Source organism: Azospirillum lipoferum, from assembly GCF_024170005.1.
Classification (GTDB): domain Bacteria; phylum Pseudomonadota; class Alphaproteobacteria; order Azospirillales; family Azospirillaceae; genus Azospirillum; species Azospirillum lipoferum.
The window spans coordinates 133039-150665 of the sequence record NZ_JALJXJ010000012.1 but is presented as its reverse complement, the minus strand read 5'-3'; the positions used below and the strand labels follow the sequence as shown (position 1 = coordinate 150665).

General features: G+C 66.6%; 16 protein-coding genes. 3 read left to right on the top strand and 13 right to left on the bottom strand.

The window, feature by feature from the left end:
• Window position 1 precedes the first annotated feature (1 nt).
• From J2848_RS25580 to J2848_RS25560, 5 genes are all read right to left on the bottom strand, one after another.
• Window positions 2-1342, bottom strand: coding sequence for a quinoprotein dehydrogenase-associated putative ABC transporter substrate-binding protein (locus J2848_RS25580; RefSeq protein WP_149235143.1), 1341 nt, complete (start codon window positions 1340-1342; stop codon window positions 2-4).
• Between the two features lie 7 nt (window positions 1343-1349).
• Window positions 1350-1913, bottom strand: coding sequence for a c-type cytochrome (locus tag J2848_RS25575; RefSeq protein WP_149235144.1), 564 nt, complete (start codon window positions 1911-1913; stop codon window positions 1350-1352).
• A gap of 101 nt (window positions 1914-2014) precedes the next feature.
• The gene (locus tag J2848_RS25570) at window positions 2015-3853 is read right to left on the bottom strand and encodes a methanol/ethanol family PQQ-dependent dehydrogenase (protein WP_149235145.1); all 1839 of its coding nucleotides are present in this window, start codon (window positions 3851-3853) and stop codon (window positions 2015-2017) included.
• Window positions 3854-4264: 411 nt separating this feature from the next.
• Window positions 4265-5080 (bottom strand): ABC transporter permease, encoded by an 816-nt coding sequence (locus J2848_RS25565; RefSeq protein ID WP_149235146.1) that lies wholly within the window; start codon window positions 5078-5080, stop codon window positions 4265-4267.
• Window positions 5077-5865 (bottom strand): ABC transporter ATP-binding protein, encoded by a 789-nt coding sequence (locus J2848_RS25560; protein ID WP_149235147.1) that lies wholly within the window; start codon window positions 5863-5865, stop codon window positions 5077-5079. The genes J2848_RS25565 and J2848_RS25560 overlap by 4 nt, the downstream gene beginning before the upstream one ends.
• A 171-nt stretch (window positions 5866-6036) precedes the next feature.
• Between J2848_RS25560 and J2848_RS25555 the strand changes: the two genes are divergently transcribed.
• From J2848_RS25555 to J2848_RS25545, 3 genes are read left to right on the top strand one after another with little or no spacing between them, the layout of a single operon-like run.
• Window positions 6037-7152 (top strand): ATP-grasp domain-containing protein, encoded by a 1116-nt coding sequence (locus J2848_RS25555; protein WP_246194433.1) that lies wholly within the window; start codon window positions 6037-6039, stop codon window positions 7150-7152.
• The gene (locus tag J2848_RS25550) at window positions 7149-8054 is read left to right on the top strand and encodes a RimK family alpha-L-glutamate ligase (protein WP_149235148.1); all 906 of its coding nucleotides are present in this window, start codon (window positions 7149-7151) and stop codon (window positions 8052-8054) included. The genes J2848_RS25555 and J2848_RS25550 overlap by 4 nt, the downstream gene beginning before the upstream one ends.
• A complete protein-coding gene (locus J2848_RS25545) occupies window positions 8051-8890 on the top strand; it encodes a RibD family protein (protein ID WP_149235149.1) in 840 nt (279 codons plus the stop codon). The genes J2848_RS25550 and J2848_RS25545 overlap by 4 nt, the downstream gene beginning before the upstream one ends.
• 60 nt (window positions 8891-8950) lie before the next feature.
• Here J2848_RS25545 and pqqA read toward each other — a convergent pair whose 3' ends face one another.
• From pqqA to J2848_RS25505, 8 genes are all read right to left on the bottom strand, one after another.
• Window positions 8951-9031: a pyrroloquinoline quinone precursor peptide PqqA gene (gene pqqA / locus J2848_RS25540; protein WP_085083035.1), complete on the bottom strand. Its 81-nt coding sequence runs from the start codon at window positions 9029-9031 to the stop codon at window positions 8951-8953.
• Between the two features lie 290 nt (window positions 9032-9321).
• On the bottom strand, window positions 9322-9849 hold the full coding sequence (gene fae / locus J2848_RS25535; RefSeq protein WP_280174727.1) for a formaldehyde-activating enzyme: 528 nt from the start codon (window positions 9847-9849) through the stop codon (window positions 9322-9324).
• Between the two features lie 811 nt (window positions 9850-10660).
• The gene (locus J2848_RS25530; RefSeq protein WP_149235151.1) at window positions 10661-11635 is read right to left on the bottom strand and encodes a PQQ-dependent catabolism-associated beta-propeller protein; all 975 of its coding nucleotides are present in this window, start codon (window positions 11633-11635) and stop codon (window positions 10661-10663) included.
• A gap of 14 nt (window positions 11636-11649) precedes the next feature.
• Window positions 11650-12915, bottom strand: a complete 1266-nt coding sequence (locus tag J2848_RS25525; RefSeq protein ID WP_170307280.1) for an ABC transporter substrate-binding protein — start codon at window positions 12913-12915, stop codon at window positions 11650-11652.
• On the bottom strand, window positions 12890-13645 hold the full coding sequence (locus J2848_RS25520; protein ID WP_149235153.1) for a formylmethanofuran dehydrogenase subunit C: 756 nt from the start codon (window positions 13643-13645) through the stop codon (window positions 12890-12892). Before J2848_RS25520 ends, J2848_RS25525 begins: the two co-directional genes overlap by 26 nt.
• Window positions 13642-14553, bottom strand: a complete 912-nt coding sequence (gene fhcD, locus J2848_RS25515) for a formylmethanofuran--tetrahydromethanopterin N-formyltransferase (protein WP_211103341.1) — start codon at window positions 14551-14553, stop codon at window positions 13642-13644. Before fhcD ends, J2848_RS25520 begins: the two co-directional genes overlap by 4 nt.
• Window positions 14553-16229: a formylmethanofuran dehydrogenase subunit A gene (locus J2848_RS25510; RefSeq protein WP_149235154.1), complete on the bottom strand. Its 1677-nt coding sequence runs from the start codon at window positions 16227-16229 to the stop codon at window positions 14553-14555. Before J2848_RS25510 ends, fhcD begins: the two co-directional genes overlap by 1 nt.
• Window positions 16223-17488 (bottom strand): molybdopterin-binding domain-containing protein, encoded by a 1266-nt coding sequence (locus J2848_RS25505; protein ID WP_149235155.1) that lies wholly within the window; start codon window positions 17486-17488, stop codon window positions 16223-16225. Before J2848_RS25505 ends, J2848_RS25510 begins: the two co-directional genes overlap by 7 nt.
• Window positions 17489-17627: the final 139 nt, after the last annotated feature.

Below are 17627 nucleotides of genomic sequence, written 5' to 3'. Positions count from 1 at the left end.
CTCAGTTCGCCATCTTGGAGATAGAATTCGGCGATGCAGGATTGGGCTCCGGTTCGAGCGTGACCAATTCGTGCCCTGCTGCCCTCCAGCCTTCGGTGCCGGCTGGAAACCATTTGACCGTCTGATAGCCGAGGGAGAGCGCGCGCTTGGCGGCATTCCAGCTCATCCAGCAATCGGGCTGGCAGAACACCACCAGTGGGCGCCTGCGATCGCCGGCGGTCAGCGCCTCCAGGCTGGTGCGGAAATAGGCCTCCTGTTCGGCCGATGGAGCACCATAGCCGACATTCGGTAGCCAGTGCGCACCGGGTAGGCTGCGATGCGGCGGTGGCGCCCACCGGCTCCCTGCCGTCAGCCCCTCCGGCTTCGGCGGGGTCGGCAGCACGTCGATCAGGACGGCGCCGGCCTTCGCCAGCCGCTCCACCTCCGCCGGCCCCACCGTTTCGGCGCCACGCAGGCCGGGCGGGGTGGGAGACCGGTAATCGGCCATGCGATAGCCGTCCGGCTCCGCCACCTCTGCCCGGATGCTTCCGTCGGCATTGACGAGCGGGACATGGTATTCGGCGAGGATGCGGTCGATGTCCCCCTGGCGGCGGACGATGAAGTCGTTCAGCCAGTGCCGCCAGTCCGGCTCGTCCGGGCGGATGCCCATGGAGATCATGTACTGGAAGGGCGATGCTCCCGGCTCATCCGTCAGCGGCACGACCGCCAGCGGCGCCTGCTGCCGGGCGGCGAAATAGGCGGCAATCGGACCCCAGACGATGGCGGCATCGGTGCGCGCCCTCGCGACGTCCTCCACCGCCTGCTGGGCCGGATGGTGGGCGCGCGTGTCGGTGTCGAGCTGGTAAGGTTCCAGGTTTGTCAGGCCGTGGCGCAACATCACCGCAGACGGCGGGGTACGGGCGACAACGCCGATGCGTGCCCCTTGCAGTGACGGATCGGCCAAGCTCTTCGCGGTGATCCCGGAATCCTTCCGGTAGATCAACGCATAGGTCGACCGGTAATAGGGGTTGGTGTTCTGCATCAGCTCTTCGCCGACCGCCGTCCCCATCACCAGATCGCATTGGCGGGTGCGCAGCGTGTTGCGGACGAATCCGATGGTCTGCGGCCACCATGTGAAAGCCAGCGGCACTTTCAGATCGTCGGCGATCAGCTGGGCGATCCGGTTCTCGAATCCCTCGCCGCGGTCGTTGGAAAAGGGAAGCAGGTTGGCATCGGCACAGACGCGCAGCACGTCGGTCGGGATGCCTTCCGCTGCGCCGGCAGACCGGCTGAAGGATGCCGCCGCGCAGAGCGCGACGGCCAGCAACAGGACATGCCTGGAAGAGTTGGGCCGGCGGGTCATGCCATGCTCACGACGGCGTCTTGAACCGCTCGGGCCGGCCACGGCCGATCTTGTCGTCCGACCGCGCCTTCAGATAGCGGTAGATGTCGGCGAGATTCAGCATCACGTTGGGGTCGGACCCGAAGGTCGGCATCACCTTGTCACCCGTCGCACCCATGTTCTTGCGGCCGTTGGTCACCACGTCGGTAAACTGCCAATAATCCATCCGCTTCAGCGATTCGGCCAACGCCGGCGCGAAGGAGGAACCGAGCCCGTCCGGTCCGTGGCAGACATGGCAGGACGAGGCGTAGCGCCGATAGCCGTTGTAGGTTCCCTGGTCCACCTTCCCATCCCGAACCGTGTAGAGCGGCACGCCCTGGTCGTCCACCAGTTCCTCCGGATCGGCGACCTTCGCCTCCTGTGGTCCCTTTCCGCCGCTTGATGGTTGGGCGGCCGTGTTCTGTGTCTGGTTCGGCGGTGTCTGGTTTTGGGCCGGCTTCTGTGCGGCATCCTGCTGGCCGAATGCGGTGCCGAGGGTCACGGTTGCGGTGAACCCAACGGCGACGCACAGCCCGGTCAGGTATTTGGGCATCTTGCTCTGTCTCCCCACTGCCTTCATGCGTAGGCGCCATCAGCTTGGATGAGGGCGGGCGCCGGCCCCCCTTGGGGAACCGGCGCCCGTTCGTTCGTGCGTTATTGGTTGTCCGGCAGCGCGAAGACGGTCAGCGTCCCGCCCAGCTGGGTGTATTCGCCGAGCGCCTTGTGTGCGCCGACCGCACCCAAACCTTCCTGCTCGCCGGTCAGCCCCGCAGCCAGTCCGATGCCGGCCCAGCCGCCGACACCCGACAGCACGGCGATATACTGCTTGCCCTTGTGCATGTAGGTGTTGACGTTGCCGATGATCCCGGACGAGGTCTTGAAGTTGTACAGATCCTTGCCGTCCTTCAGGTCGAACGCCTTCAGATAGCCTTCCAGCGTGCCGTAGAAGCCGACGCCGCCCTTGGTCGACAGGGCACCGCTCCACACCGCGAAGCGCTCGGGCTTCGACCAGACGATCTTGCCGGCGGACGGATCCCAGGCGATGAAGTTGCCCATGCCGCCATGCGAATCCGGTGCCGGATACATGCTGAGCGTCGCGCCGACATAGGGCTGGCCGGCCGAATACTCCACCTTGAACGGCTCGTAATCCATGCAGATGTGGTTGGTCGGCACATAGAGCAGGCCGCTTTCCGGCGAGTAGCTGGCCGGTTGCTGGTCCTTCGACCCCAGCGCCGCCGGACAGACGCCGGTGGTGTTGTGGTCCTCGCCCTGGGCGAAGGTGCTGTACTTGTCGTTCACCTTCGGCCGGCCGGTCTTCATGTCGATCTCGCTCGCCCAGTTGACGGACGGATCATATTTCTGCGCGACCAGCAGTTCTCCGTTGGTGCGGTCGATGGTGTAGGCGAAGCCGTTGCGGTCGAAGTTGATCAGCGCCTTGCGCTTCGCTCCCCCGATGGTCACGTCGGCCAGGATGTTCTCGTTGACGCCGTCATAGTCCCATTCGTCGAAGGGCGTCTTCTGGAACACCCACTTCGCCTGTCCGGTGTCGGCATCACGGGCGAAGATGGTCATCGACCATTTGTTGTCGCTCTTGGCCCGGTCCTTGTCGACTGCGCGCTGCGCCGGGTTCCAGGTGCCCGGATTGCCGGTGCCGTAATAGATCAGGTTCAGTTCGGGATCGTAGGTGTACCAGCCCCAGGTGGTGCCACCGCCGATCTTCCACTGGTCCGCCGGCCAGGTCTTGATGCCCAGGTCGGGCTCGCCGATCGGCTTGCCGAGCATCATCGTCTTCTGCGGGTCGATCATGACGTCCTTGTCGGGACCGGTCGAAAAGGCCCGCCACACCATCTTGCCGCTGTTGATGTCGTAGGCGGTCAGATGGCCGCGCACGCCGAATTCGCCGCCGCTGATGCCGACATAGACCTTGTCCTTCACCACCAGCGGTGCAGCGGTCAGCGTCTCGCCCTTGCTGGCGTCGCCGTTCTTGGCCGACCACAGAACCTTGCCGGTTTCGGTGTCCAGCGCCACCAGCGTATTGTCGGCCTGTCCCAGGAACAACTTGTTGCCGGCGACCGCGACGCCGCGGGTGACGGTGTCGCAGCACATCACGGGAATGACGGACGAATCCTGCCTCGGCTCATACTTCCACTTGATGCGACCGTTGTCGTTGAGGTCGAGCGCATAGACGGTGTTGGGGAAAGGCGTCGAGATGTACATCGTGTCGCCGACGACGATGGGACCGCCTTCATGCCCGCGCAGCACGCCGGTGGAGAACTGCCACACCGGCCGCAGGTTCTTGACGTTGTCGCGGGTGATCTGGTCGAGCGTGCTGTAACGTTGGCCAGCATAATTGCCGAGCTGCAACGCCCAGTTGGCCGGATCTTTCTGGTTCTTCATGATATCGTCATTGGCGAATGCGCCAGTGACACCGACTGTGACGGTGGCCGCCTGGATCGCGGCGGTGACGAGCAGACAGCGCACAAAGGGGTTCATGTGTTTCCTCCCGTTTTTCGGCGGTGGTCCGTGGTCCCAGAAACTTGTGCGGCGACAGGCGGCGACTTCCGTAAAAGGCGATCTTCAGAGAGGGCGTTCTCCCTGGACGATGGACGCGTGACGTCGACCGGGGAGACGTCGGGCGGATCGGTCACCGGCGCTCCGAATGCGAACTGCTTTGGCATCGCAGGCGTGCCGGTCCTAAATATCGGGACGCGACCGTTGGCGGGGTTCTAAACTGCCCCGCACTATGTTGGCGATGCTGACATTCAGTGTGCTCAAATAAAGATAAGCTGTGAAGATTATTTTCCGCTGCCGTTCGAAAGTTTTCGAAAGAGGCGGAATAACGGGTAACAGGAAGATTAAGAGGTACCCCTAAAAGCCCAATCTGCGGAGCTGCCGCTCCGGATATCACCCCTGTTCGGCCGGACCGCCCCGCCGCGCCCAGAATCCGCGCCCCGGATCATAGGCCAGAACCGCCGCACCAAGGAACAGCGCGAGACAGCCGGCCACCCACAGCAGGGCGGTAACGTCGACTCGGAGATACAGGCTGAAGCGGATCAGCTCCACCGCCTGGGTGAAAGGGTTCCAGGCGGCGATCTGGTACAGCATCGGGCTGCCTTCCCTGATCCGCCAGAGCGGATAGAGGGCGGAGGAGGCGAAGAACATCGGGAAGATCACGAAGTTCATCACCCCGGCGAAATTTTCCAGCTGCTTGACGAAGGACGACAGCAGCAGACCGAGCGCTCCCAGCATCAGCCCGCTGAGCAGCAGCGCCGGCAGCACCGCCAGATAGCCCAGCGGCGGCGGCTCCACCCCCCACAGCCATGCGATGCCGAGGAACACGTAGACCTGGGCGATCGACACCGCCACGCCGGCCAGCAGCTTGGCGACCAGCAGGTACCAGCGCGGCAGCGGGCTGACCAGCAGCGTCCGCATGCTGCCCATCTCGCGGTCATAGACCATCGACAGCGAGTTCTGCATGCCGTTGAACAGCTGGATCATCGCGACCAGCCCCGGAACCACATACTCGTCATAGAGGATGTAGGTGTCGTAGGGCGGGATGATCGACACGCCCAGCACGGCGCGGAAGCCGACGGCGAAGATCGCCAGCCAGACCAGCGGCCGGACCAGCGCTGCGAAGAAGCGCTCGCGCTGATGCAGAAAGCGCAGGCCTTCACGCACGATGATGCTGCGCAGGCAGTACCAGTAGGTGGCGGCGCTCATGGTCGGCGCTCCCCTGTCGTCAAGGCTGCGAAGGCTGCGGGCAGGGCGGAAGTGCCGGTCTCGGCGCAGATCGCTCGCACGCTGCCGGACGCGCGCAGCCGGCCCTGGTGCAGCACGACGACGGAGTCCTCATCATTCGCTTCGTCCATCAGGTGGGTGGCCCATAGGACCGCCAGCCCCTGCTCACGGCAGAGCCCGCGGACATGGCCCAGGATATGGCGGCGCGACTCCGCGTCCAGCCCGACCGTCGGTTCGTCGAGCAGCAGCAGGCTCGGCCGGTGCAGCAGGGCACGGGCGATCTCCACCCGCCGCCGCTGGCCACCGGACAGGGCGCGGACCTTGTCGTCGGCGCGGTCGGCAAGGCCGATGCGCGCCAACTCCTCCCGCGCGCGGGCTTCGCAGTCCGACGGCGACATGCCGTGCAGCCCGCCGTGATAGCGCAGGTTCTGCCGGACGGAGAGATCGAGGTCGAGCGTCGGCTGCTGGAACACCACGCCGATCCGTTCCAGGGCGCGCGTCGGCTGGCGCCGCAGGTCGAAGCCGAAGATGCGGATGGCGCCCGTCCGGTTGGAATAGAGCCGGGTGATCAACGAGAACAGCGTGGTCTTTCCCGCGCCGTTCAGGCCCAGCAGCATGGTGAAGCCGCCTGGTGCCACGGCGAAGGACACGCGATCCAGTGCCACACGCTTGCCGAAGCTGTGGCTCAGCTCCTCCACTGCCAGGGCGGGAGGGCCGTGAATCGTGGGAATCGGCGGAGGCTCCGCAGGGATCGCAGCTTCGTACATCCTGTCTTCCCCCAGGACACGCTCTGTTCGACGCCGGGACGAAATCCGGCGCGTGGCGGTCGCCTTTGTTCGGAGACTCTTCTTCGGAAGGGTCATTGCAAAGAGGGCGTCCGCGCATGATTGTTGGTATCGCAAGCGATTGTTCAAGATGCTTTTCGGAGGGGGTGGAGCTTGACCCCGACGGCCGTCCCGGAATTCGTCGTGGTTGCGCTGTCGGCACGGGCGCTGGCTGCCAGCGCCTGCCGCGGTGAGCGGCGCGTCGCCGCCATTGATCTGTTCGCCGATGCGGACACCGCTGCCCTGGCCGACCCTTGTCTGGCCCTGCCGTCGCGCCGGTTGCGCATTCCAGCCGGGGCATTGCGACGGGCACTGGCCTCGCACGGCTTGCGTGGGCTCCCGCTGGTCCATGGCGCCGGATTCGAGGATCGGCCCGACCTGTTGGCGGCGCTGGCGCGCGACCGGCCGGTGATCGGCAACCGGGCGGAGACGGTGGCGCGCGTGAAGGATCCGTTCGTTTTTGCGGACCTGCTTGCTCGTCTTGGTATTCCGCATCCGGAGGTTTCGCCTTCGCTGCCTGACGGTGGCGGCTGGCTGGTGAAGCGGGCCGGTGCTAGCGGCGGCGCCCACATCCGCTCGGCCAACTCGCGACTGCAGGCCGGCCACTATGCCCAGCGCCGCATGGCCGGACGGCCCCTGTCCCTGCTGTTCCTTGCCGATGGCCGACAGATCCTGCCGGTGGGCTTCAGCCGGCAATGGGTGGCGCCGGCACCCCGCCAGCCCTGCCGCTATGGCGGTGCGGTCGGTCCGTTGGCGTCTTCCGGCGGGACCGCCGCGGCGATGATCGACGCCATGTCGCGGATCACTGAAGCGGCGGGGCTGGTCGGGCTGAACAGCGCCGACTTTCTGGCCGGACCGGCCGGCTGGTGCCTGCTGGAGATCAACCCGCGGCCGGGAGCGACGCTGGACCTGTTCGACCGTCCGCCGATGCCCAGCCTGTTCGATCTGCATGTGGCCGCCTGTGCCGGGGAGCTGCCGGCCGATCTGCCGCCGCTCGCCGGCTGTCGCGCTGCCATGGTCATCTATGCCAAAGCACCGATCCTGCTGCCCGAGGGCCTGCACTGGCCGGACTGGACAGCCGACCGCTCGCGAACGCCTGCAGCCATCCCGATGGGCGCACCACTCTGCACCGTGCTCGCCGATGCAGGCACCGTGGTGGAGGCACGGCGCCTTGCCGGCCGCCGCTCACGGGACCTGTGCCTGCGCCACACCGTGGCGGAGGCGGCATGAGCGGCGCTGTCGCCTTGTTCACCGACGGAGCCGACTGGCACGCGGCGCGGCTGGAGCGGGCGATCATACGCCGTGGCGTCGAATGCCGTCGCGTCTCTCTGAACGCCTGCGGCTTCGCCGTCGGACGGACGCGGACGGGGCTTCTGCTGCCGGGCTTTGGCGACAATTTGCCGTCGGGCGCCTTCGTGCGCGTGGTCGGGCAGGGCAGCTTCGAACAGGTGACGCTGCGCCTGGGGGTGCTCCATGCGCTCGCCCGGCTGGGTGTGCCCGTCTACAACACCGCCCGCGCCATCGAACACTGCGTGGACAAGAGCACCACCAGCTTCCTGTTGTCCCACGCCGGCCTGCCGACCCCTTCCTCCGTCGCCGTCCAGTCGGCCGAGATGGCGCGCGCCGTGGTGAAGGATGGGCCGGACTGCGTGCTGAAGCCCTTGTTCGGTGCCCAGGGGCGCGGTCTGCGCCGTCTGTCCCGCCCGGACGAGGTGCCGGAGCCCGAAGCCGTCGCCGGCGTCTATTACCTGCAACCTTTCGTGCCGCCGCTCCGGGTGGGCGAATGGCGCGATTGCCGGGTCTTCGTCGTCGGAGGGCGTGCGGTGGCCGCAATGGTCCGCCATGGCCGCAGTTGGATCACCAACGTCCGTCAGGGTGCCCGTTGCGAGGCCCTGGCGCCGGAAGGAACCGTCGCAGATCTGGCAGTACGTGCGGCAGCCGTCGTTGGGGCCGATTATGCCGGTGTCGACCTGATTGCAGATCCGAATGAGCAGGACCGCTGGCTGGTTCTGGAGGTCAATTCGATGCCGGCATGGCAGGGGCTGCAATCCGTCAGCAAGGTTGACATCGCCGATGCGCTCGCCGCCGATTTCCTGCGCCGGGTCGATGCCGCAGCACCTGAGGGACCATGATGACCGCCCGCATGCTCCGCCTTTATCCCGGCGCACCGGAGGAGATCGCGCTTCCCGGTGCGTACCTTGCCCATCGCCTGCATGAGCGCGGGAATACTGGTGCCCCCTTTGTTTATGCCAGCTTCGTCAGCAGTCTGGATGGCCGCATCGCTCTGCGCGACCCCAGCACCGGCGAGAGCCGGCTGCCGGCCGGTCTGGTCAGCGACAATGATTTCCGGCTGTTTCTCGAACTCCAGGCGCAGGCGGACTGTCTGGTCACCCATGGCGGTTACCTGCGCGACCTCGCGGCCGGCAGGCTGGACGATGTGCTGCAAGTCGGCACGCAAGAGGCGACGCGGGCGCTTGCGCAATGGCGGGCCGATAACGGGTTGCCACCCCAGCCGGCCGTCGTCATTGCCAGCGCCAGCCTGGATTTCCCGATGCCGGACTCACCCGCCCGCCATGGTCAGCGTGTGGTCATCGCCACCGGGGCCGATGCTCCGGCCGACCGGGTCGCGCACTGGCGTTCTGCTGGCTATAAGGTTCTGGTCGCCGGCACCGGCGCGTCGGTGGACGGTGGCCCGTTGGTCCGCGAACTGGGCGGCATGGGCTTTCACAGCGTCTATCTGTTGACCGGGCCATGCATGCTCGACACCATGCTGCGGGAAGGCATGCTCTCGCGGCTTTACCTCACCACCGCGCATCGCCTGCTCGGTGGGGAAAGCTTCCACAGCATGCTGTCCGGTCCGGAATTGGGCGATGCCGGCCGGCTGCGGCTCTGCGCACTGCATTACGATGCCAGTGCGCCGGACGGCACAGGGCAGTTTCTCGCCCATTTCGAGCCGCGGCCGGCCTGAGTTGAAGACATGCAAGGATATTTGAGGGAAGAGGGAGCCCTTTCCGCTCGCAAACGCCGGTTACAAGCCGGCGCAGGCGTAGGCGTTGATCTCGGTACCGACCGAAATCTCGACAATCGTCGGCTTGCGCCAAGTCTTCATGTCCGCATCCTCCGCTGGAATGGGCAGTCAGGCATGATTGCCGGGGAAGCCCATCATGAAATTCTACCCATGTATTGCCGAGAGCGCCATATTCCCAACGGATGATATCTTGAGAATTATGCTCTCTTATTTGTGCAGTGCAAAATGAACTGGCGATGCTCAGCGCTTCGGATTTGAAGCCCATCGCCCGCCAAGGTGGCCGGTAGCGCACAATATGACAAGGAGTCGCGACCGCATCACGGCCGCCTATCTGCCTTCCTCATATTGTAAAGCGCCACCGGCTTCCGCGATCAGGCGGCGAACGGATGCTTGGCCGAATCCTTCTGGTTCTGCAAGTCCTTGAGGGTGGGATAGCCGGATACTGCGCGTTCGATGGCTTCCTTGGTGGCGCGGTAGTTGTAGTCCTGAATCTTGGCGTTGTCCTTGGCCTCCCAGTGGATGAAGACGCCGACGCAGATGAAGATGTTGTCGATCTCGTCCTGCGGGATGGTACCGGCGGCAACACAGTCGGCGACGGCCTTGGCGACACCGTGCTGGGCCGGGCCGAACATCTGCACCGCCTGTTCCGCGCCCTTGATCGTCACCTTGTTGAACAGGATGGTGGAAGGCTTGCATTGAAGGTTGGGGGCGATGACCGCAAGAAGGCTGGTGAAGCCATCCTTGTTATTGGTCAGCGCGTTGCAGAAGGCGGTCTCCGCCGCGCTGCCGCGTGGTCCCATGATCAGGTCGATGTGGGCGACCTCGTTGCCGTCGCCGACCAGAGATTCGCCCACCAGCACGCGATTGATTTTCGGGGATGACCCCTGCCACATGCCCATCGCCGCTTTCTCCCATGGATTTTGAAATCATTGGAGGACCGTCGCGGTCATGCGGGCATGTCGATCCAGCATGATTGATGGCCGGATAGCTGCGGCCACGGCGTCGGTCACGGCCTACATTATGACATCTTGTTTGTTTTGCCAACAAACTCTCAAAAGAGAGCCGGAGTAACTTGAAATCGCAGCCGCCGCTTTTCCGCTGTCCGACGCCAAACCGGGATGGCACGGCCTTTCGGACGATACTACCTCGTCTTTGGGAGGGCGGCGGCCGCGAAGACGTCAGGAAGCCGGGATTGGTCCCGCTTACTGGTTATCCTGCTTGCCGCTCGATTGGCCCGAGCCACCTTGGGTGACCGGGGCTCCGCCGATTACACCCTGCCTTTCCTGTTGCAGCGAGCCACCCGGCAATTGCCCCGTCGGAGACGCGGTTCCATCGGTTGAGGAGCCGGAACTCTCCTGAGGGACCGGAGCCCCGCCGATGGCGCCCTGGCGCTTGCCGGGCAGCGAGTCGGGCGGCAGTTGTCCGGTGGTCCCGGCCGGGGCGTTCTGGGTATTTGTGGAACTGTCAGTGGCGGTGCCGCTGGATTGCGCGGAAGCCGGCAGCGCAGCAAACGCAAGGCCCGCAGCCAGTGCAAGGCCCCTCAGGGGTAGGGTCGTGAAGCGTTTCATCATGTGTCTCCGGGGATGGACAATCCTGGCGACGCGGATCAGGACAGTCCTGCCGCGTGCTGCGTCGGGCCATCGTCGACGGTCTGCCGACGCACCCGGCCATCCCCATCAACCGGTCTATCCGGTTACGGGTTCCGCCACCTCACGGTTTGACGACAATGCCCCAGGGCGCACCGCCGACCGGGATGCTCTTGATCACCTTGTTGCGTTCCAGATCGATCACTGACAGGTCGTTGCTGATGCCGTTGGTGGTGTAGAGCCGCTTCTCGTCGGGCGAGAAGGCAAGGTTCCAGACCCGTTGCCCGACCAGGAAATAGCGCTTCACTTCGAAACTGTCGGTATCGATCTCGGCGATGCGGTTGGCCGGTCCCAACGCCACGAAGGCCCGCTTGCCGTCTTTCGTCATCTGGATACCGACGGCCTGGATCGCTTCGCGGCGAACGCCGGTGACCTCGAAGCGGATCTTCTTGATCACCTTGAGCGCCGCCGCGTCGATCACGCTGACCGTGCCGCCGATCTCGCTCGACACCCAGACCTGCTTGCCGTCATCGGTGAAGCGGGCGACGCGCGGCCGGCTGTCCACCAGCACATTGCCGACGACGCTATGTTTCTCGGTATCGATGAAGTGCGCCATGTTGGTGGTTTCGGAGGTGTTGACCAGAATCTTGCCGTCGGGGCTGATCCCCATGCCCTCCGGCTCGACGCCGACCTGGATGTTGCCGATGGCCTTGCGGTCGGCGACGTCGATCACCGTCACCATGTTGTCGTTCTCGTTGGCGACATACAGCTTCTTCCCGTCCGGCGACAGCACGAACAGCTCCGGATCGGGGCCGGACGGCAGGGTGTGGACGATCTTGCCGCTGGCGATGTCGACCACGTCGATGCGGTTGTCGTCGCCGACGCAGACATAGAGCTGCGTTCCGTCGGCGCTCAGCGTGATGCCGCGCGGGCGGCGGCCGACCTTGATCTTGTTTTTGATCTGAAGGCTGTCGCCGTCGACAACGGCGATCTGGTTGTCCTTCTCGTTGGACACGAAAATCGTTTCGGCAAGGACCGGCTCGGCGACGAGGACCGGGCCGGCGAGAAGCAGCAGGGTGCAGGACAGCAGGAATCGCATGGTATGGTCCGCCCTTATCGGTTGAGACGGCATTTGCTTTCCGGCGCATCGTCGCCGAGCGTGTCGAGAGGCGTCACCGGATGCAGGAATCCCTCCTGCGGCGATACCGAGACCAGCATCCGTGGCCCGGCGATCAGGATGGGCTGGCGCATCTGCCCGTCCCAGGCGCGGAAGGACAGTGCTTCTCCCTTGAAGCCGGCCAGTTCGAAATCGGGACCGTGCAGATAGCCGGTCAGGTCGCCGAAGCCGGTGGCGTTGGTGCGGGCCGCCGCCTCCCCGACGCTGCGAACCGCCAGCCAAGCTGCATAGTCGCGTTGCGTCATCCAGCGGCCGGCCAGCTTTTCGAACCGGCTTTGCAACTGGGTGCCGCCCCACTGCTCGTTCACCCGTGACCACGCGGTAGCGGTCAATCCCTGGGTGCCGGCGACCGGGCGGGGGTACCAGGTACGCCCATCGAGATAGTCGCCGAAATCGCCTGCCTCGTCGGCCACGACCAGCACGTCGTAATCCGGCCCCTGGGTGGCGAGCGGGATGTCGGATTGTATGGTGGTTACGCCGGTGTCGGTGCGGCGGTTACCCGTATCGAAGGTCCAGGATTTCTCGGCGACGATCTTGCCGCCAAAGCGCTTGGCGGCGCGGCGGACGGCCTCGGCATAGAGCGTGTCGCCGGGATCGCGGCCGGTCAGCAGGCTCCAGCGCGGCCATTTTTTCCAGGCAAGATATTGCGCCAGCGCATCGGCCAGCATGCGCCGGCTGGGGGCGGTGTGCAGGATGTTGGCGCGGCATTGCTCGTTGCGCAGCGCATCGTCGGTGGCGCGCGCGTTGAACAGCAGCATGGATTTGGCTTCCGGCTGGTCGGCGGCGGCGAGCAGCGCATCGGCAGGCAGGTCGGCGACGACGAAGCGCACCCCCTCGTCGGCCAGAGCCTTCACCCCGGCGGCGATATCGCCGTCCTGCGGCAGAACCTGTTCCACCAGCCGGTAGCTTTGCTTCAGGAACACGCCCGTGGTGTTGTTGTCGGCGAGCGCCAGCCGGGCGCCCTGAAGCCCTTCGTCGGTCGCGACCGGTTCCAGGAAGCTCAGCGGTGTGCGCGGATCCTCCTGGCGGGCGAGATAGCCGATCAGCATCACCGTCGGACCGGCTTCCGGGCTGGCCGGCTGAGCCACCGCCGGTGGTGCGAGGGCCAGCAGCCCGATGACCGGCAGGGCGGCGGCCGTGAGGCGCCGTCCCGCTGTCGATAAGTCGGATCGTCGTTCAGGCCATCGCCAGAATCTCACCATGCCCTCCTTCCGCAAGGTCGCCGATGAACCGATGGGCGCGGGTGGTGCCCGCGCGCTCGAACCAGCTTCCGGTTCCCTCCAGCGCGCGCCGCAGCAGGTGCAGGAACAGCCAGTCGCGCGTGCCGCCGTCGGCGAAGCCTTGGGGCACCGTGTCCTGCGGCTGCCCCAGCAGCAGCGTGCCGCGCCGCATACCGAATCCCGGATGCGGGCCGCAACCGCCACCAGCGGCGAGCGTCCCGGCGACCATGAAGCCGGCTGCATAGGCGCCGACCACACCATCGACGACCACGATCCCCCGCCGCATCCGCTCCGCCACCCGATCCCCGGCGCTGCCGCCGACGCTGATCAGTCCGCCGCGCATTCCCGACGGCAGGCCGGGCAGGGCACCTCCCAGCGCGTCGCCGGCATTGCCCGTGATGCGCAGAAGCCCGCCGCTCATCCCGGCCCCCGCATGGCTGCCGGCGTCGCCCTCCACCAGGATACGCCCGGACGCCATGCCGGCACCGACGCGATGCAGGACGGCTTGTCCCGGCCGGATCAGCAGGCCCTCGGCGGCATCGCCCGCTGACACCTCGAACATCCCGCCGACGGTCGCCACCCCGCCGCCGCAGGGCAGCGGCAGCCCGGCAACCTCCACCGCCGTCAGCCCCGCCAACCGGTCCGGCAGCAGGGCGGACATGTCCACTATGGTTCCGGCGTCGCCGCGGAAGGTCAGGGTCATGCCGCTCATGCCATCACCTCGTGGAGGTGGAAATGGTGCGGCCCCAGCTTTCCGCCGTAATTTCCGGCGGTGATCGCCAGCACCCCGGCCGCCGTTCCGCCTGCCGCGGCGGCGGCGATGCCGGCGCGCATGCCGGTGCGGATCGCCGCCTCGTCGGAGCCGTCCAGCACCAGCTCCAGCACCGCCTCGACGTCCGGGGTCAGCAGCGTTTCCGGCTCCACCGCCCGCAGGGTCGGGCAGAAGCGCGTGTTGGTGGAGGCGATCAGCGCCTTGTATCTCGACCCCACCTTGGATCCTGAACGCACCACCCCGCCGGGAAAGGGCAGGATCACGCCGGGCAGCGGCCGGATCGCTGCCACCGCCGCCTCCGCCGCGGCAAGGCACTGGCGGTGGCTGGCGGCCAGGATCAGGAAATTGCCGCCGCCGATGCCTTTGGCCACGGCGACGCTGTCCTCGCAGACGAACTCGCCATCCATCACCGGCAGGCGCCAGAAACGGCGGTCGCCGAACTTCTTGGCGATCTGGTGCCCGTCGCCGAAATAGCGCAGGCCGTCGCCGAGCGGAATGCGCTTGCTCCCCTCCAGAAGCCCGGCATAGCAGGCCGACCCCGGCGAGGTCATGATGCACTGTCCGACCCGGTTGACCACCAGCTTGGCGAGGTCGCCGGTGGACATGCCGAAGATCAGCACCGCCGCACCCGGTCGGCCGTCCGGCGTCTCCTCCGGCGTCAGCAGGCGCTCCACCGCCGCCTCGCAGCCGCAGCCGATGACGGAGGTGGCGAAACCGGTCAGGCTGGACGTCGCCGCCTCCACCCAGGCGGGCGTGTCGGCGGTGATGACCAGCCGCGTGTAGGTCATCGGAAACGCCTCGGCAAAGGTGTCCTCGATGCGCACGCCGTTGATGTGCATCTCCGCCATCACGGCACCTCCCGCCGCCGGCAGGGGTGGAGCTGCGGACCGGCGCCGTGGCGGATCTCTGCGTCCCGGATGCGGAAATGCTTGATCGGCAGGCCGATCCGCTCGTCGAAATGGCGGGCGATGCGGCGCTCGATCAGATCGTCGAAGCCGGGGCGGACGACATGGGTGCAGCCCCGCGCCATCGCCACCAGCGCCCCGTCGCGCACCACCAGCCGGCCGCTCTTGAAGACGAGGTCCGGCCGCTCGAACATGGCGCGCCGGTCGGGCAGGTCGCTATAGACGGTGACGTCGGCCGAAGCGCCGGGCGCCAGATGGCCGCGGTCGGCAAGCCCCAGGATGCGGGCCGGCGCTGCGCGGGTCATGACTGCGATCTCCGCCAGCGTGTATTCGCGTGCAATCGAACCCAGCGTGGTGTTGGCCGGCGCGTCGGGATGGATTTCCGCCAGCTTCGCCAGCCGGTAATCGCGATCCATCAGCAGCCGGATCAACTCCGGATAGAAGGTGAAGGGCGCGCCGTTGGGGTGGTCGGTGGTCAGGAACACGCGCCAGGGATCGTCGAGCAGCAGGAACAGCTCCAGCCCGATCGCCCATTGCAGCGCGTTGACATAGGATTTGTCGCGGTAGCGGAAGGGCACCACCCCGCATCCGGCATCGCATTCGATGTCCATCGCCAGCCATTTGCGCGGATGGGCCAGCGGTGCTGTATGGCGCTGCGCCATGGTGTCGGCCGACGCGGTCACCGTCTGGCCGAACATCACCTGCCCGATGTCCACCGACAGGGTCGGTGTCCGGTTGATCGCCTCCGCCAGCGCCGCGGCGCCGGAGGAGAATTTGCGGTCGCCCGCCGTGTCGTAGCTGTGGAACTGGATGTGCGTCATGTGCATCGGCAGGCCCGACGCGGCCTGGATGGTGTCGAGAGTCGTCGCCACATTGCCGGGAACGCCCAGGTTGCAGCCATGGACATGCAGCGGGTGGGGCAGCCCAAGCTCGTACACCGCGCGGGCCAGCACGGTCAGGACGCTGCGCGGGGTGACGCCGTAATGGGGGCCCGCCTCGTCGAGGTCGAGGGTACGGGCGTTGAACTTGAAGGCGTTGATGCCGCCGGGATTGACCACTTTGACGGCAAGGCTCTGCGTTGCCGTCAGCATCCAGGCGACATAGTCGTTGACCGCTGCCTGCCCGGCATTGGTGGCGATCAGGTCCAGCAGGAAGTCGTCGTTCCCCAGCACCAGATAGCCGCCGGTGTCGATGTAGGGGATGTCGCTCATCTCCAGATGGGCATGCCGGGCGTTGGATCCCAGCATCGCCGGCTCGAAGGCGGCGGTGAATCCCATCTCGATATAGCGGGCGCCGGTGGTGTGGGTGGAGGGCGTGGCGATGCCGCTGCCGCCCCCGATCCTGTCGCAACCGCAGGCATGGCCGGCGAAGCGGTGTTGCTCATGCTCCTCCCCCATCAGCAGGCGGGCGAGGTTGACCTTGCCGCCGGCGATGTGGCTGTGGATGTCGATGGCGCCGGCCATCACCACCTTGCCGGTCACGTCATGCACCGCGTCGGGGATGGCCCCTGGCCCCGGATCGGCAACGACACGGTCGTCGTGCAGCCACAGGTCTTCGACTTCGCCATGCCGCCCGTTGGCCGGGTCGAACAGCCGTCCGCCGGTGAGCTTCGTCAGCATCCGGCGGCCTCCTTGACAGTGGTGGGCTGATCCAGAGCCATCAGCATCCGGCCGATCACGTCGGCCACGCTGGGCAGCCCCCTGTCGATCAGCCCGTCCGCATGCAGCGCCACGACGCTGTCGGCCCGGAACACATCGCCGCCATGGTCGATGCCAGGCGTCCCCACCGGAATGAACAGCGCCGGTTCCGGCGTCACCGCCATCTCCGGCGGAGCCAGCATGATCACGGCGCCATCGGTGGTGAAGGGCGGTATCTCCGGACGGAAGGCGGAGACCCATAGAGTCACGTCGGCATCGCGCAGGCGCGCTTGCCAAGCGAACCGCTCCGGATCATGCAGTGGTGCGCCGCCATCAAAGCCGGTGCGCAGAGGAAAGCCGGTGCGCCAGCCGCAAGCCTGATTGGCGCCGATCAAATTGTCGGCGCCGGACAGCGGCAGGCCGGCGCACCGCGTGGTGCCATCCACGCTGCGGACCAGCCGGACCAGCCCCTCGACGATCAGGTCCGGCTGCGGCCCGTCGAACAACCCCGCCGCCCAGATGACCACCGCATAGCGGGCGGCACGCAGCCGGGCCGCCAATGCCGTCATCGGGTCGTCCTCCGCCGTCCGTCCCGCCAGTGCCGTTCGCAACCTGCCGACGATACTGGCGAGATCCTGGCCTGCGCTCCCGTCCAGGCCGCTTTCCTCGATCCGGCTGCCAAGGCACTGCACCGTCTCCGGCAGCGGCTGCCCACCCAGGAAAACGACGCTCCTGGCGCCACCGGGAACGAAGGCAGGCTCCGGGGCCACCCAGCGTTCCCACAGGCGTGGAAAGGCGGCAGCCGGGTCGGGTCCGGCCACAAGAACGAGGTCGCAGCGGTTGCGCAGCTCGGCCAGGGTGGTCACCGACCAGCCGAAGCGGCGCAGGACCGTCAGATTGCGGAACAGCGCGTCGGACCGCTCATGGTCCACCGTCGCCCCGATGCGTTCGGCAAGGCTGAGCGCGGCGAGCACGCCATCGACATCGGCGGCCAGCCCGGCGATCAGCGGGGCGCGGCTCGCCCCCAGCAGCCGGACCGCTTCGGCGATCGCAACGTCGCAGGAAACGGCGGCACCACTCATCCGGGCATCGGTCGGCACCACCGCGGACCGGCGGAACAGCCGGTCGGCCTGCGGGCATCCGGTCGGCCGGGGAACGATACCGGACTCGTCCCGGTCGATCGCGATGTCGCCGCAGCCAAGCCCGCAGAACGGACAGAGAGTGTCGGGGTGGAAGGTCATGGCCCCCCAATCGCCTGAGCAGGGAATGAAGTCAGCGTGCGGAACTCAACGGCGCCAGCGGTCTTCGCCGGGAACCGTCCAAGCATCGGCCGCGAATTGAGGCGCCATATGCTTGGGCATGGTCGGTCCCCGACAGGCA

Coding starts and splice junctions, on each gene's coding strand:
- J2848_RS25510 (WP_149235154.1), bottom strand. CDS start 16,229: ATGCTGACGAAGCTCACCGGCGGACGGCTGTTCGACCCGGCCAACGGG.
- J2848_RS25570 (WP_149235145.1), bottom strand. CDS start 3,853: ATGAACCCCTTTGTGCGCTGTCTGCTCGTCACCGCCGCGATCCAGGCG.
- J2848_RS25565 (WP_149235146.1), bottom strand. CDS start 5,080: ATGAGCGCCGCCACCTACTGGTACTGCCTGCGCAGCATCATCGTGCGT.
- J2848_RS25530 (WP_149235151.1), bottom strand. CDS start 11,635: ATGCGATTCCTGCTGTCCTGCACCCTGCTGCTTCTCGCCGGCCCGGTC.
- J2848_RS25545 (WP_149235149.1), top strand. CDS start 8,051: ATGATGACCGCCCGCATGCTCCGCCTTTATCCCGGCGCACCGGAGGAG.
- J2848_RS25560 (WP_149235147.1), bottom strand. CDS start 5,865: ATGTACGAAGCTGCGATCCCTGCGGAGCCTCCGCCGATTCCCACGATT.
- J2848_RS25580 (WP_149235143.1), bottom strand. CDS start 1,342: ATGACCCGCCGGCCCAACTCTTCCAGGCATGTCCTGTTGCTGGCCGTC.
- pqqA (WP_085083035.1), bottom strand. CDS start 9,031: ATGAAGACTTGGCGCAAGCCGACGATTGTCGAGATTTCGGTCGGTACC.
- J2848_RS25550 (WP_149235148.1), top strand. CDS start 7,149: ATGAGCGGCGCTGTCGCCTTGTTCACCGACGGAGCCGACTGGCACGCG.
- J2848_RS25575 (WP_149235144.1), bottom strand. CDS start 1,913: ATGCCCAAATACCTGACCGGGCTGTGCGTCGCCGTTGGGTTCACCGCA.
- fae (WP_280174727.1), bottom strand. CDS start 9,849: ATGGGCATGTGGCAGGGGTCATCCCCGAAAATCAATCGCGTGCTGGTG.
- J2848_RS25525 (WP_170307280.1), bottom strand. CDS start 12,915: ATGGTGAGATTCTGGCGATGGCCTGAACGACGATCCGACTTATCGACA.
- fhcD (WP_211103341.1), bottom strand. CDS start 14,553: ATGGCGGAGATGCACATCAACGGCGTGCGCATCGAGGACACCTTTGCC.
- J2848_RS25505 (WP_149235155.1), bottom strand. CDS start 17,488: ATGACCTTCCACCCCGACACTCTCTGTCCGTTCTGCGGGCTTGGCTGC.
- J2848_RS25520 (WP_149235153.1), bottom strand. CDS start 13,645: ATGAGCGGCATGACCCTGACCTTCCGCGGCGACGCCGGAACCATAGTG.